Here is a 14,381-nt window from a genome sequence, read left to right as displayed (position 1 = left end):
AAAGCAAGGCGTGGCGCAAAGGCTACACCTGTGGCGCGAATGAACGATATCGCTGCCCTTTGGGGCAGTCGGGTCTTGCATTCATTGAGTGCGGGCGCATTGAACATGCATGCCCATCCCGCAGGGCCAGCATAACAGAAACGGAAGAGAGAGAATGAAACGGATTTCCCTGTCCATCCAAGCGTCCATCCCCGCGCTGCTCCTCGCCTCGACGAGCGCCCTCGCCCAAACCCCGCAGGCCGCCCAGACAGCGACCGCCGCCGATGACGGCATGGAGATCATCGTCACGGCCCAGAAGCGCGAGCAATCGCTGCAGGATGTTGGCGCGGCTGTCAGCGCGCTCGGTGCCGAGCGGATCGCCAGCGCTGGCGTCAACAGCATCTCTGACCTGCAGACGATCGTGCCGTCGGTGAACTTCGGCAGCGATTTCAATCAGGCGAAGATCTTCATTCGTGGCGTGGGTGCCAACACCTCGACCACGGGCAGTTCCACCGGCGTGGCCTTCCACGTCGACGGTGCTTACGTGGCCCGCGCCGAGGCCCAGCTCACCTCGCTCTTCGATCTGGAGCGCATTGAGGTGCTGCGCGGCCCGCAAGGCACGCTCTATGGCCGCAACGCGGTGGGTGGGTCGATCAACGTCATCACCGCCCGCCCGACGGACATCTTCTCGGGCTATGGCCGCATCGGCTATGGCAGCTATAATGCGTTGACGACCGAAGCCGCGATCAGCGGCCCGATCACCGAGGGTATTCGCGCCCGTCTGGCGATCAAGACCGAGAACCGCGACGGCTATGGCGTCAACCCGGTGTCCGGCAAGGATGTTGACGATCTCAACCGCCGCATGGGCCGCGCCTCGCTCGAGTTCGACCTTGGCCGTGAGGCGACGCTGCTAGTCTCTGGCGAATATTTCCGCCAGAGCGATGCCTCCGGCGCGATCCACTATCTGCGCGCATCCTTCCCCGGCGTGGCGCGTCTGGCGCCGCTCGGCGTGGGCGGCTATGCGACCAACCCGCGTGATCTCGCGACGGAATCCAGCCCGGGCACCGAGACCGAGACCTATGCCTTCACCGGCACGCTCAACGTACCGCTCAACGATGCGCTGACGGTCACCAACATTGCCAACTATCGCTCCTTCAAGAGCTCGCTGTTCCAGGATCTCGATCTTTCGGCGGTGATCGACAGCCTGCCCACCAACGGTCAGGCGACCACGGTGCAGGAGCGCCGGATCGACAGCAAGCAGTGGAGCAACGAGCTGCGGCTTGGCTTGCAGTCCGAATGGGTGAACGGCACCATCGGCGTGTTCTTCTTCCATGAACGCCAGCGGCCGATCGACAATGTCGGTCTCGCGAACCGGACCGGCATGGCGCAGAATATCGGCGTGCTGCAGGCTGCCGGTATCGATCTGAACGAGGCCTATGGCCTGTGCGGTTACTCGCCCAACGGCGTGACCGGCGGCAGCAACATCATCGCGCCCAAGCGCGTCTGCACGCGCTCGAACCTGCTGACCGAGGCTTTCTCGATCTTCGGCCAGTATGAGATCGGGCTTGGCATGTTCAGCGAGGCGCTCTCGGGCCTCAGCGTGAAGCTCGGCGGCCGCTGGAGCAGTGAGCATGTGGAGTCGGAGAACCCCTCCATCATCATCACCCGCAACGGGGTGGGGCCGGTGCTGCGCTACACCGCCGCGGGCACGCATGTGGAGAAGACCTTCCGCGACTTCACGCCGGAAGCCGGGCTGGTCTGGAAGGCCAATCAGGACATCCTGCTCTATTACACCTATTCGGAAGGCTTCAAGGCCGGCTCGGGTGAGAATGCCGCAGGCAGCACCACGATCGTGAACCCCGAGAAGATGTTCAACCATGAGGCCGGCATCAAGGCGAGCTTCGGTCGCATGCTGACCGTGAACCTCGCGGGCTATGCCTATACGCTGAACGGCCTGCAGCTGAACAAGACGATCGCGGGCGGCCCGACCGGCTACACCACGATCTTCCAGAACGCGGCCAAGACACGCGCAAAGGGCATCGAGCTCGACGCGATGCTGCGCCCGATGCCCGGCCTGCGCCTGAGCGGTGCGCTCTCCTACACGGATGCGCATTTCGTCGATTATCTGACGCTCGATCCGCTCAACCCGGCCAACATCGCCGGCGGCACGCCCTACAATGCCGTGACCAACCCCGATCCGACGGCCTTCGGCGCCCCGAGCGGCGGCAACATCCAGCTCGCCGGCAACGACACGCGCAACAGCCCGCGCTGGTCGTGGAACCTGCACGGCGAATATGATGTGATCGCGCCCATCGGCACCTTCACGCCGAGCGTGGACGTCTCCTATAAGAGCCGCACCTACTTCAGCGAGTATATGCGCGAGATCGAGAGCAGCGCGGCCTACACCATGGTCGATGCCTCGCTGGCCTACGAGACCAACGACGGCCGCATCCGCGCGCAGCTCTGGGCCAAGAACCTGTTCGACGTATTCCGCCCGAGCAGCACCTTCGCTCTGGCGACAGGCCGCCTTCTCGGCGTGACCTGGCTCCCGCCGCGCACCTATGGTCTGACGGTCGGCTATAAGTTCTAAGGCGTTTCGCGGCGGCTAACCCCGCCGCGCGACCGCTCGAACTGATCGACACTGCGCCCGGCAGGCTCAGCCTTGCCGGGCGCGATTGCCTTCTGGCATTAGCCACACCGCGACCGTCCGCGCGTCGCGTGACTCGCGGCGCCTATTTCTTGTCGTCGAACGGTATGTAGACCGAAGATTTGTAGAACCGCCCAAGCAAGGCGCCGACATGGACCGGAGGAAACTTCGCTTCACCGTCACGCGCCACCAGTTCCTCCAGCGGCTCGACAACCACGTCGTGATCTGCATTCCAGAAGAAGGGGATTGAAAAGCGTTCGACATGGGAGGTGTTGCGCACGCGGTGGAGCGTCGAGCGATAGCGCCCGTTCGACCACCACATCATCATGTTGCCGATATTGACCGTAAAGGCTCCGGGGACCGGCGGGGCGGAAATCCAGCGCCCGTCCAGCGTCTTGAGTTCAAGCCCGCCAATCTCACCCTGGGCGAGGATCACGAGCGGACCTTCGTCGACGTGGGCGCTCAGATTCTTGATCTCGTTGCCTGCGCCTTCGGGGAGGGAAGGGTAGTACATCAGGCTGATCTGCGAGGTTGAGTTCTGGAAGTAGCGGTCGAAACGGTCTTCCGGCAGGTCCAGCCCCAAGGCGAAGGCGTGGATCAATTCCTTCGCGAGATGCGACATTATATCATAATAGGTCATGCAATCCTTGTCGAAGTTGTCGACCTTGGATGACCATCTGTTCTGCTGGTAGAAGGGGTTCCCGGTTTTGAGCAGCGGGTCGTCAGGGTCGAACTCTCGCTGGATGCGATACTGCTCGAAGACCCGGCTGTTCGCGTTCAGCTTCTCCCGATCCCCCGCATAGATCCAGCCCCGGTTGAGTTCGTCGTTGACGCGCACTTCCTCCTTATCCTCCATTGGCAAATGGAAGAAATCCGTGGCTCGGTCGAAGACGGCCTGTCGCATCTCGGTCGGCACGCCGTGGCCCGTGAGGTAGAAGAACCCCATGGTGGCGCAGGCCTCGGCGATCTGTCGGGCCACCTCACGCCGCGCGTTGGCGTCGCCGTTGAGGAAAGGCGAAAAGTCGATCAGCGGAACTTCGGAAAGTTCTACAGCCTGTGCGATGAGGCGGTCTTCATCCTGAATCATATCGTCCATTCTCTGCTCACTCATCGTTGCAACTTGGCTGACCGATGCTGAAGGTGGCAGTTCGCCCGGCGAACCGGTAATGCTATTCTCGTCCGGTTTTCTTGCGCGAATTGCAACGCCTTGCCGGGCGCAGGCGATGGGCCGGCGCGTTATCGCTGAGCCGGATCGCGCGGCTCATTGCGCTGGATGTGGTTGAGAAGGGCTCTGGTGAAGGACTGCGGATCCTCCCGTGCAGAGATATGGCCTGCATCGAGCAATATGAGTTCCGCGCCGGGAATGCGGGATGCCAGCAACTCGCTGTCGGTGGGTGGCGTGGGCACATCGTTGCGACCCGTCATGACCAGGGTCGGTACCGTTATGGCGGAAAGATGGTCCGTGAAATCGCAGTCGCGCAAAACCGCGCAGCAGCCCGCGAAGCCCTGCGCTGGCGTGGCAAGGAATATCTCGCGGAACTGGGCGATTGTTGCCGGGTCTTGATCGCGAAACGCGTCCGAGAAAAAGCGCAGGAGTGACATATCCACCAGGGCTGCCATGCCGCGCGAGAGAGCGGTCTCGATCCTTTGTTGCCAGCCTTCAATGGTGCCCAGTCGGGCCGCTGTGTCGCACAGGGTCAGGCTGGCAAGCCTGTCCGGCCTGTTGAGTGCCAGCCACTGCCCCATCGTACCGCCGAGTGACAGTCCACAAAGGTGCGCGCGCTCGACCTCGAGGGCATCGAGAATCGCAAGCGCGTCCCCCGCAAGTTGCTCGACGGTGTAAGGCCCTTCGGGAGCATCGCTGGCACCATGGCCGCGAACGTCATAGCGAATGATGCGGTATCGGTCGTTGAGGGCCGCTGCTTGCCGGTCCCAGAGGGTCAGGTCGCAGCCAATGGAATGCGCGAAGAGTATAGCTGGGGCACCGCGCGGGCCCTCCACCCGCATATTGAGCGGGGTGTGATCGAAGGAAGGGATGAGTGGCATCGAGAACTCCTTCTTTTCCTCATGGCACATCGCGGCGTGACTGGGTGTTTCGAAGGACGTTGGGTGAGCATGCTCAATTGGCACAACCGGGCCTTAAAACAGGCCTTAAGTTCGCTGTCTTTGAAATCCGCCCGACGGAGTTCCCGAGTGAGTGACTTTGCACTTCCGGTGATCGATCTTTCTGCATTGGAGAGCGATCACCCTGACACGAGGCAGGAGACTGTTCTCGGGTTGAAGGCCGCAAGTCTGCGGCATGGGTTCTTCTATCTTGTCGGCCACGGCCTTAGCAGCGAGCGGCTTGCGCTGGTGTTGAACTATGCAAAGGCCCTGTTCGCCCTGGATGAGGCCGAAAAACGCGCCATCACAAATGGATCTGCCCGTGGAGGACGCGGCTATGCGCGCATGGGCGGACGTACCAGTGAAGGTTTACCGCAGGATGCCCTGAAGGAAGAATATTATCTCGGGAGCGAGGCCGTGGACGAAGAGGCCAATCTCTGGCCGGACGGGGTGCCTGGCTTTAAGGCATTCTTGCTCGATTACGTGGCTGACATGCATGATATATCGCGGCGGCTGATGGCCGGTTTCGCTCTTTCGCTCGATTTGCCGGAAGACTATTTTTCCGCCTTCTGCACCGATCCAATCGCCGCGCTGCGGCTGGTCCATTATTCTGCTGGCGCCAAGGGGGCCGGAGCGCATTGCGACTTTGGGAGTTTGACCCTGCTTTTGCAGGATGAGGTGGGCGGCCTGCAGGTGCTCGATCAGGATGACGGCAGCTGGATCGAAGCGCCCCCGATGCCCGGAAGCCTGGTGGTCAATGTGGGTGATTTGTTCCAGCGCTGGACCAATGGTCGGTACAAATCGTCGGTTCACAGGGTCGTGAACATCGCCGGTGTGGACCGTTATTCCGCGCCATTCTTTCTGACAGGCGCGCCACAGCAGGAAATCGCCTGTTTGCCTTCCTGCTTAGCTGAAGGGGAGGTGCCGCATCATCCTGCCACCACGGTGGCCGAACATATTCGGCGCAGCTTCGACGCGCAGGGCTTCTGACCCGTACTAGCTTGATGTGGCAATTCTGGATGTGTTGCGCTGAAGGGGCGCTGTGCACCAGCGCTGGCCGCCCACCTTCAACGGCGCAACGGGACGAGCGATGGAGGGCTCTGAGCAATTTCTTGATTATTTGGTCGGGACGAGAGGATTCCCAACCAGTTAATTCCGCGACATCTAAACCGCAGAAAACCGCCAAAAACGAACGTTCTCGATCGTTTCGACACAATCGAAAGCACAATTTAGAGCACGGCGTCAAGCACAGCCGGCTTGGCGTGGTCTCAGTGGGTAGCGTGACGGTCCAGCGGATGCACCTCCTGACTGAATGGCCGAATGTTGGGGTTCAAATCCGCGAGCCATTCGAGTTCGCTTTCGAACTCCGCTGGCGATCGATCTCGATACCAAAAGTGCTTCCGGGGGTCCCAGCGGTACCCAGCGGACTTTAGCTTTTCCTTGATGTTGAATGGTGCGTGGGCAGCATAGACGCGATGCACTGGCGTGTTGGCAGCCTCTATGAGGTGAGAGGCAAAGGTCCGACCATCCTTGGCGTCTTGCAGAAGCAGCCAGGTCAGTGACCAGCTGTCGGCGCCGGCGCGATGGACGTCGTTGAACCGTCCAGCTTGGGTCAGCAGATGGCCAAGAGCATGGCCGTCAAAGCCTTCCGCCCGCCAGTCGATATCCCGGCAGGAGCAGGCCCATTGCCGTTCCGCAGTCAATGGGAACGCTTTGGTCATGAACGCGCGATCGAAGGCTGCGTTGTGTGCAACGATCAGATCGACGTAGCGCAGCGTATCATTGATTGCCCCGTCGTCGAACGCAGTCCCTGCAAGAAGCTCATCGGTGAGCCCGGTGAGATCGGTAATTTGCGGGGGCAGGGGAAAGCCCGGGTCATTGGTCCAGCTCTCCGGTGCATGGATTACGACGGGGGCGCCCTCCGCACACAGTTCCACGACGGTCATTCCCAGCTCGATGACCGCGTCCGTCGCTGGATTGAGGCCGGTGGTTTCAGTGTCGACGACGGCAATGCGCACCGTTGGGTGTTCTAGCGGCTGGTAGGCGACCTGTCCGAAGTCTGGCACGCGGCGCAGAACGCGATAGTCTGCGTGGCGTTCGAGGGCGTTGGCTCGCGCCTCTTCGTCGCCCAGAGTGAGTATTTTCATGGTTGCATCCTTCACGAAAAAGCCCGCCAGAGGCGGGCCATGTTGATCGTCGTGGACCTGCTCCGGTCCCTGGCTGTTGGTCAGTGTTTCATGCTGTTTTTCCTCCTGTTAAACTTTATCGCTTCCCCGTTGGGGGATCTTCTTCGGCACCTCCTGGAGCACGCTTGGTTTGACAGTCGAATGCATGCTAACATCTGTACATGGTAGAACTCGACGAAACTGATCGCAGGGTTGTGGCTCGGCTATCCGAGCGATTTGAGACGCCCGACGAGGCGCTTGAGTGCTACCTGAACTCGCGATTGGCGGCGTTTGATGGCGCGACCGCGCAAGATATCGTCAAAGCTGGGAACGAAGAGCATCTCTGGACTTATATCGCGGCAGTGGATGCCGGTGTGTACGCCTGATGGTTTTGGGTCCCTCCTTGGTCTAAAGACAGGCGCGTGCGACTTTATTGTTTTTAGAATCAGCTATGATGCGTCCATTCGTCGGCTAACCTGCAGAATGCGGGAGATAGCCTCGCCGGCGCAAGTTCTCAGTAGCCATGGAGGTTCGGCAGAATTGATCCCGATAGCTAGCAGTCTCTAGGCCGTAGACTCATAAATGCGGAGCCACAGACGCATTGAGGCGAGTTGGACCATGGCGAGGAAGTTTTCGGCCAGTTTGTCATAGCGGGTAGCAACCCTGCGGAAGTGCTTCAGCTTGGAGAAGAATCGCTCGATGAGGTTGCGCTCGCGGTAGAGCCATGTGCTGAAGTACGGCTTCGACCTGCGATTGGATTTAGGCGGGATATTGGCGAACGCCCCCTTCTCGCGGAGAGACGTCCGGATGCGATCCGCATCATAGGCCTTGTCAGCGAGCACGATGGTCCCGGCACCCACATGGTAAAGCAGGCTGTCAGCCGCTTGCCCGTCGTGGCTTTGCCCAGCGGTCAGGCTCAGCCGGATCGGGAGGCCTTGCCCGTCGACAACCGCGTGGATTTTGGTCGTGAGCCCGCCTCGGGAGCGACCGAGACAATGATCTCGATCCCCCTTTTTGCTGTCGCGGCCTGCTGGTGTACGCGAACGGACGTGCTGTCGATCATCTGGATGTCGCCATCGTGGGCAGCGGTGATGGCGTCCATCATCCGATTCCACACACCAGCTTTTCGCCATCGCACGAAGCGGTTGTAGCAAGTAGTGCGCGGCCCATAGCGCTCCGGCAGGTCGCGCCACGGTGCGCCAGAACGCAGCACCCAGAAGATGCCGTTCAACACGCGTCGATCATCCACACGCGGGACGCCTCGCGGCTTGTTGGGAAGCAGCGGTTCGATAACGCGCCACTCAAAATCGGTCAGATCATATCGGCTCATGCCGACCCTGAATCAGAACTCCGCTCAGGGGTAAAGTCGGCAATCAGTGCTAGTATATCTGAGGATCATGTTGCAGGCACAGCCTTGCATCGCATATCCGTCCGACTGTGCCCAGAACCGCGCGGCGGTCGATGCCTCACCATCCACTCATCAGAATCGTCTCGGCGAACGAAACGCGCATTGCAATCGAGCCGGTCGGGGGCAGCTTCGTTGAAGGCCATTCGTACGCCGCCATCACGCAGCAGCGTAAAGGTGCAACGATATCTCTCACGGTTGCTGTCACACGACATATCCAAAATGTGAAGATCGGGTGCCTTGGCGTCTTCCTGCCCCGCATTGTACCAAAGCGAAGCCAGCCAGTTACCATTCCCGATCATGGCGTTCAGTTGCAGATCGTGCCAGATCGCTGCGCGAAGCTGGCCAGCCACAGGTTCCTCCGGCGGAGTAAGGCTTGCTGCGGCCATAAGGGTCAGGATAAACAACATGCGGCTAGCGATACCATGCCAAACGGCGCATTCCACTCCCTCTCAACGCCAATTTATGGGTTCACGGCCTAGACTAATGGGAATTGCAGCGAACGCCAAAATTGCAGACATTCAGCCTTGCTATCGACGCCTGCAGGGCGCTGACGGCATCTGACGATTTGTGGCAGTCACAGAGGTATGACCGGCCCTGGCGGCCGCTCTTGGCAAGCGGGGAACCTCCGAGTTCCTTGGTCGCATGCGCAACAAACGTAGGTAGTTGATTGCCGACAGGATCTGGGACATTCGACTTATCTTTGAAGCCGCCAGAGAGTAGACGTTGTTCCGGTGTGAGAGACAAAATAGAGGCGACGAATTAGCCGGCGTTGCGGTGTTCGGAGCGCAGCGAACGACGCGCTGGGGCGCTACCGTCCCTTTGAGAAAAAATGCTGCCTCGTAGTGCTAAAGCTCGTCATTGGAGTGAGAGTAAAATGCCCTTGGAGATTGTGGTCACGACCGGACGCTGGAAAAACGACCCGGCGTCGCGCGCGCTGGTTGATTATCTTCGCCATAATGAGGGCGTCCTTGGGATCGAGAATTCCGTCGTCTATTACGATTTCCCTGCATACGCTGATTATGAGGCGGCGATCTTCCGGCCTGACATTTTGTTGCTTTCCCCCTTGCATGGTTTTGTTGCGATCCGCGCTTACGACAACACCATGTTTCAAAGGTCACGTGAGTCAGCCACAGAGATAGATTCCGCGCTGGACGACTTTTCGAGCAACCTTCATTCAAGGCTGATCCGTAGCCGACTACTTCGAAAAAGCCGGACGACGACGGTCGTCAGCATCCATACGGTTATCCAGCTAAGTCCCGACTTGCCAGTGGATGCCTTGGCAAATGAAGAAATTGAATCTACCGTTTGCGCCAGCTTCGAGTCCTTGGCTGACTATCTAAAGTCTGTACGCAACGATGCACTGTCGGTCGAAGTTTTCGCGGAGGTCCGCTCGGTCGTTGAAGGTGCCAAAGCCCTTGCTCGCGCCGCCAAACGACCGGTTGAAAACCCGGAGAAACAGCCATTGGCGGTGGCACTGGCACGGCTAGAGAATGAAATAACGAATTTTGACGAAAAGCAGCGCCACATTGCCCTTGTCGATGTAGGCGGTCCCGCACGGATCAGAGGCTTGGCCGGTTCTGGAAAAACCGTAATCCTTGCAATGAAGGCGGCGCATATTCATCTCAATAATCCTGAAAATCGAATTCTAATTACTTTTTATACTAAGAGTCTCCGCGCCGCTTTTAAGACGTTGGTGACTCGTTTTTACCGCCTCTATTCCGATCAGGATCCTGATTGGAAAAAAATTCACATTCGACACGGTTGGGGCGGAGCGAGCGTTCCCGGAGTATACTCGGATGCCTGCAGCAGGAGCGGTGTAGCAGCTCTACGCCTCCCCGAAGCTAAGAGGGCAGCCGCACGCGGCGAAACCGCCTTTGGCGCTGCCTGCGCCCACCTAGTCAGTACCGGGCTGGTGACACCTTACTATGATCACGTTCTGATCGATGAAGGGCAAGATTTTCCCGACAGTTTTTACAAGTTGGCATTCAACCTCGCTAAAGGCGAGCGCGATCGTAAATCTATCATCTGGGCTTACGATGAGCTCCAAGACATTATGAATGTTAAAATTCGTCAGCCTATAGAGCTGTTTGGACGTGGCGGAGATGGTCAGCCGCTTGTCGACCTGGATAGGACATCCTCCCAGCTTCCGCCGGGTGCTACAAACGACGCTGTTTTAGGTAAAGCGTACAGAAATCAGCGAGATGTACTAGTTTCCGCGCACGCCCTCGGTTTCGGCGTTTATGGCGATATCGTCCAGATGCTCGAGAGCTCTGATCATTGGGAGGACGTTGGTTACGAAGTGAAAACAGGGCCGTTGAAAACTGGACAGCCCGTTGAAGTTATGCGCCCCGATCGCAATAGCCCGCTGGCTATGCCAAAGATTGAAGGCTTTCCTTTGGTTGACTCCGCTGAAGTGGGAAATTTCGATGACGAAATTGCATGGGTTGTAGGCAACATTGAATCATTCATCGACGGTGGCTTAGAGCCTGAAGAAATTCTCGTCATTTCCTTAGATGACAAGCATGCGCGACGCTATCTGTCTTCCGTAGGTGAGCAGTTGTCGTTGAAAGGGATAGCGTCGAACAATGTGATTGCGGACCCGTATAACGAGCCACCATTCACTATTGCTGGAAAAGTTACTCTATCGACCGTTTATCGTGCGAAAGGCAATGAAGCTGCCGCCGTCCTTGCCGTTGGAGTGGATGCCGTCGATGTAAGGTTACGAGACGGAAGGAATAAGCTTTTCACAGCTTTCACTCGATCCAAGGCGTGGTTGCGCATTAGTGGCATTGGTAAACAGGCTAGAGCTATATTGAGGGAGTTGGACCTCGCGCTGGAAAATGCACCGAGCATTAAATTTACGATGCCTGATCTGAAGCAGATCGACACGATTCAGCGGGGTTTCTCAAAGAAGCAAGCTGCGGCGAAGGCTGCTCGAGAGCAATATTTGAAGCGCCTGCGCGAGGCGGGCTTGTCTGATGAAGAAATTGAAGAAGAGCTTCAGGGCTACTCTAATGAACAAGGGTGAACTAGCAGCGCAAATTAGAAAAACATGGGAATACAGTAAGGCGGTTGGCATTGGGGAAATATTTTCCAATCCGTCGGCGTTACATCCTTCCGAGCGATTCCGTTCCATGAGCGTTGATGAAAATATTTCTTATGAAGAACTGTACCTGTGCGGCCTGAGGGATGGTCAATATAATATTTGTCTAAAGGACTTTTCTTTTTTTCAGTATGGACTTGGGAAGGAGGAGGGAGACGTTAGATATGCGTATTATCCCAACCCATTCTTGGGGGCAGCGCCCGATGCAGTTGCAGAGGTGACGGAGATGCAGGAGTACGTCTCCGAGGGAATTATTGACGTCGATGAGTTTCTTCACAGGATAGCAGAGGTTCGAAGGCCGAGGCACCCTCCATTAGTTCGATATGAATATTCGAAAAAGCAATACGTAGAAGACAGTCATCCGTGTTCGCATTTGCATTTAGGATATCATGGTGAGAATAGGTGGCCCGTTCGGCGATATCTCAGTGCTCATGCTTTCACTCTGCTCATAATGAGAATTTTTTACGGAGGATTTTGGGCGACTGCTAATAAGGTCCGGCATGGGCCGGACGATCTAGACATAGAATCGATCTTGGAAATTTCGAAAAATGATTGCCGCCTACTTTACGCCGAGGAGTTTTCGGAGCGAGAGGAGAAGCGTTTCTTCTTCTCTTAGGGTTTGTTCTGATTGAACTAAAGCGATTTGGGCTTCAGTGCCGGCTAATGGTAGTGACCTGCGGGCTTGGGCTGAGGTGGTGCCGGTTTCTGGACAGGATGCTAAGCTAATCCCGACCTAAGTATTGGTACCGGAATGAAGAAGGCGAGAAAGTGCGACAGCGCCGATTTCAAGGCCGAGATGGCTTTGGAAGCGATCCGGGGCGATCTGACGCTGGCGGAGCAGGGGGACCAAGCACTTCACCACCAGCCCGCGCGCTGGCGAGCTAGTCGGACTGGACGTTGCTGCGATTTGAGAAATGTCCGCATCTGACGGTTAGCCATTTGCTATGGAATTGGTCGAACGCGGCTTACCGTTTCTGCGGTGGCCTATGTAGCATTCCACGATGCATCTTTCGCAGTCTAGAATCGACCCGTATCCATTCCGAAATTGAAAGGGCGCTTTGGAGCCGGATTTCGCCCCCCCGCTTGTCGAACAAGGACCTGGCGAGCCTGTGCGTTCCCAAGCGCGGCCTCTGCTTCTAGCCAAGCTCGCCAGTTGAGCGCTCTTGGCTTAAGGCTCCGGTAGTCACGTCTATTTTCCCATTGCGCCGCGGTCAGCCTCTCGTGTTCCTTCTTGAACCGACTCTCTAGCAAATCTCTCATTTGCATTCGATTGTGTGTCGCTGCCGACGCAAGCAGAACGCGTCGTTCGGCCCGCTGTTTGTCCACCAGCATCCTTCGGTTGCGTTTCAGCTCCGCGCTAAGTCTCTCATAAGCCTTCGTCCAGATCATCTGGGCGTGTCGTAGCTCCTCCTGATACGCTTTGAAGGCCTCGTATAGTGAATCCTGCCGAGGCATGCTGACGGGACCAGATGGGCGGACTTGCGACGTCTTAGATCCGAGAAATGCCGCGAAACTCTGGTCGGCGCTTTTCTCCAAGGCGCCCCGAGCATAATCCGAGCCCAACTCGGATCCAGCTATGGCATTGCCCGGTTCATTGAGATCGAACAACACGATCCCTTGGCGATGCCTATTTTTCCCCTGATATTCACGTATCCCGATGCCCAATCCCGCGAGTTCAGCTTCTCGTTCGGCCCACGAGGTCTTGCGCAAAGCTTGCCGCATCTCCTTGCCACATCGCTCGATGATGGGAATTGTGCCGGTACGTTCCTCTCTCTTTTTTGCTCCGGAGGACGCTCGATCCTCTCCCCGCGCGTTGCTGGCCCATCGGTTAGGAGCGGCGGCATTGCAAAGCCCGAACAGCGCTTCCAGTTTGCGCGCTAATTGCTGTAGCCGGAATTTCAGGTTGGTATCCCAAGACCGCCTCTCGATCGGTCCGGCGACATCTCGCAGTTCCCCCTCATCTAGAAAGCGGCGTTCAACCTTGCTCCACGGACGCGCCTTTGGCGTAGCGAAAGTTTCCGGGGATATGATGTTGTAGCCCCTGTGCTGATGCTGATGATCTTTCTCATGATGCGCGACCGTGACCTTCTGATGACTTTCCATCTGCAAAAGCCGATCGACCTGAGTCCATGCTTCTTCCCACTCGGCCGCGGTCAGGGTCTCTCCCGGGCTGAGGGCAATAGAGACATGCAGGATGGGCGACCTACAACGCTCTGACTGCTCATAAACCGAGCGCATTTCTGCAGGTGCGGTCGCAATCGTCGCCAAATTATCGAGCGCGATGAGTTCCGCTCCGTGCCTGAGCTCTTGCGTATTTCCCATGAGGTAGCCGACAAGCCCGACCGGATCGTCGCCGCGTGTAATCTCGATAATCATAAGGCCTGCAGGTGCTCGATGACTGCAGCCAGATTGCGCAATTGCAGTTGCAGCATCGTCTGGTCGATGCCCAGCTCTTGCCGGTTGAGCTGTCGAGCAATTTGGTTGATGTTGCCGCCAACCTTTGAAAGTTGCGCGAGGATCGGCGCTGTCTCAACGACCGTTTCCTTGCCCGACAGCGTGATCGCCTTGCGGATGAAGTGTGCGCGGCTCCACGCCCCTCTCTTGCGATCGAGTGCTTCGAGTTCTGCATCGCTCATGCGCACCCTGATGATGTTTTCCCGGTTCCGTTTCTCACTTCCTCGCTGGCCTGGCATTTTGATGTCCTTATTGGGGTGGGGGCGGGGAGGGGTAATCCCCTCCCCGCAAGGAGTGTGCAGAGGACAGGTTCGAACAGAACGGAGCGACGTAGTCGCGTAGTGACCGCTGAACCGGACCGCGTGGCGCGGTGGCCTCTGCACACTCCTTGCTAAAGTTCCTTATCCAGATTTTGATGCACCAAATTATGCCACCCGAGGCGGACGATGCGCAATCGCCAAACGCTCGATGGGAGCACAGTTCACGCATAATCTTCGGCGGCATCCGCATCTGGCGCGGATC

The 14,381-nt window shown here is 57.9% G+C and carries 11 protein-coding genes and 1 pseudogene; 5 read left to right on the top strand and 7 right to left on the bottom strand.

The features are described 5' to 3' along the window. Nucleotides 1-154 precede the first annotated feature (154 nt). Nucleotides 155-2,569 (top strand): TonB-dependent receptor, encoded by a 2,415-nt coding sequence (locus tag M2342_RS11435; RefSeq protein ID WP_264579172.1) that lies wholly within the window; start codon nt 155-157, stop codon nt 2,567-2,569. A 142-nt stretch (nt 2,570-2,711) separates the two neighbouring features. On the opposite strand, the gene M2342_RS11430 is transcribed toward M2342_RS11435, so the two are convergent. Next, nucleotides 2,712-3,722, bottom strand: coding sequence for an isopenicillin N synthase family dioxygenase (locus M2342_RS11430; protein WP_264579171.1), 1,011 nt, complete (start codon nt 3,720-3,722; stop codon nt 2,712-2,714). Nucleotides 3,723-3,862: 140 nt separating this feature from the next. Next, entirely contained in the window at nt 3,863-4,702 is an 840-nt protein-coding gene (gene pcaD / locus M2342_RS11425; RefSeq protein ID WP_264579170.1) for a 3-oxoadipate enol-lactonase, read from the bottom strand. Between the two features lie 39 nt (nt 4,703-4,741). Between pcaD and M2342_RS11420 the strand changes: the two genes are divergently transcribed. Further along, the gene (locus M2342_RS11420) at nt 4,742-5,719 is read left to right on the top strand and encodes an isopenicillin N synthase family dioxygenase (RefSeq protein ID WP_264580038.1); all 978 of its coding nucleotides are present in this window, start codon (nt 4,742-4,744) and stop codon (nt 5,717-5,719) included. 278 nt (nt 5,720-5,997) lie between these two features. Here M2342_RS11420 and M2342_RS11415 read toward each other — a convergent pair whose 3' ends face one another. Next, nucleotides 5,998-6,891, bottom strand: a complete 894-nt coding sequence (locus M2342_RS11415) for a 3'-5' exonuclease (RefSeq protein ID WP_264579169.1) — start codon at nt 6,889-6,891, stop codon at nt 5,998-6,000. A 185-nt stretch (nt 6,892-7,076) separates the two neighbouring features. Between M2342_RS11415 and M2342_RS11410 the strand changes: the two genes are divergently transcribed. Further along, a complete protein-coding gene (locus M2342_RS11410) occupies nt 7,077-7,280 on the top strand; it encodes a hypothetical protein (RefSeq protein ID WP_264579168.1) in 204 nt (67 codons plus the stop codon). 177 nt (nt 7,281-7,457) lie between these two features. On the opposite strand, the pseudogene M2342_RS11405 reads toward M2342_RS11410, so the two are convergent. Both M2342_RS11405 and M2342_RS11400 read right to left on the bottom strand, forming a co-directional pair. After that, nucleotides 7,458-8,224 (bottom strand): annotated as a pseudogene (locus tag M2342_RS11405) (IS5 family transposase). Nucleotides 8,225-8,289: 65 nt separating this feature from the next. Continuing rightward, on the bottom strand, nt 8,290-8,709 hold the full coding sequence (locus M2342_RS11400; RefSeq protein WP_264579167.1) for a hypothetical protein: 420 nt from the start codon (nt 8,707-8,709) through the stop codon (nt 8,290-8,292). Nucleotides 8,710-9,176: 467 nt separating this feature from the next. On the opposite strand from M2342_RS11400, the gene M2342_RS11395 reads away from it, so the two are divergent. Both M2342_RS11395 and M2342_RS11390 read left to right on the top strand, forming a co-directional pair. Further along, nucleotides 9,177-11,330: a DEAD/DEAH box helicase gene (locus tag M2342_RS11395; protein WP_264579166.1), complete on the top strand. Its 2,154-nt coding sequence runs from the start codon at nt 9,177-9,179 to the stop codon at nt 11,328-11,330. After that, nucleotides 11,281-12,021, top strand: a complete 741-nt coding sequence (locus M2342_RS11390) for a DUF2290 domain-containing protein (protein WP_264579165.1) — start codon at nt 11,281-11,283, stop codon at nt 12,019-12,021. Before M2342_RS11395 ends, M2342_RS11390 begins: the two co-directional genes overlap by 50 nt. Nucleotides 12,022-12,422: 401 nt before the next feature. Here the strand turns inward: M2342_RS11390 and M2342_RS11385 are convergent, their stop codons facing one another. Beyond that, complete coding sequence (locus M2342_RS11385) at nt 12,423-13,781, bottom strand: relaxase/mobilization nuclease domain-containing protein (RefSeq protein WP_264579164.1); 1,359 nt, start codon at nt 13,779-13,781, stop codon at nt 12,423-12,425. Further along, nucleotides 13,778-14,098, bottom strand: coding sequence for a plasmid mobilization protein (locus M2342_RS11380; protein WP_413715139.1), 321 nt, complete (start codon nt 14,096-14,098; stop codon nt 13,778-13,780). Before M2342_RS11380 ends, M2342_RS11385 begins: the two co-directional genes overlap by 4 nt. Between the last annotated feature and the right edge of the window lie 283 nt (nt 14,099-14,381).

Source organism: Sphingobium sp. B8D3A, assembly GCF_025961995.1.
In the GTDB taxonomy this organism is placed as follows: domain Bacteria; phylum Pseudomonadota; class Alphaproteobacteria; order Sphingomonadales; family Sphingomonadaceae; genus Sphingobium.
Note: the sequence above shows the minus strand (reverse complement) of the source record. Positions and strands in the feature narration are given on the sequence as shown.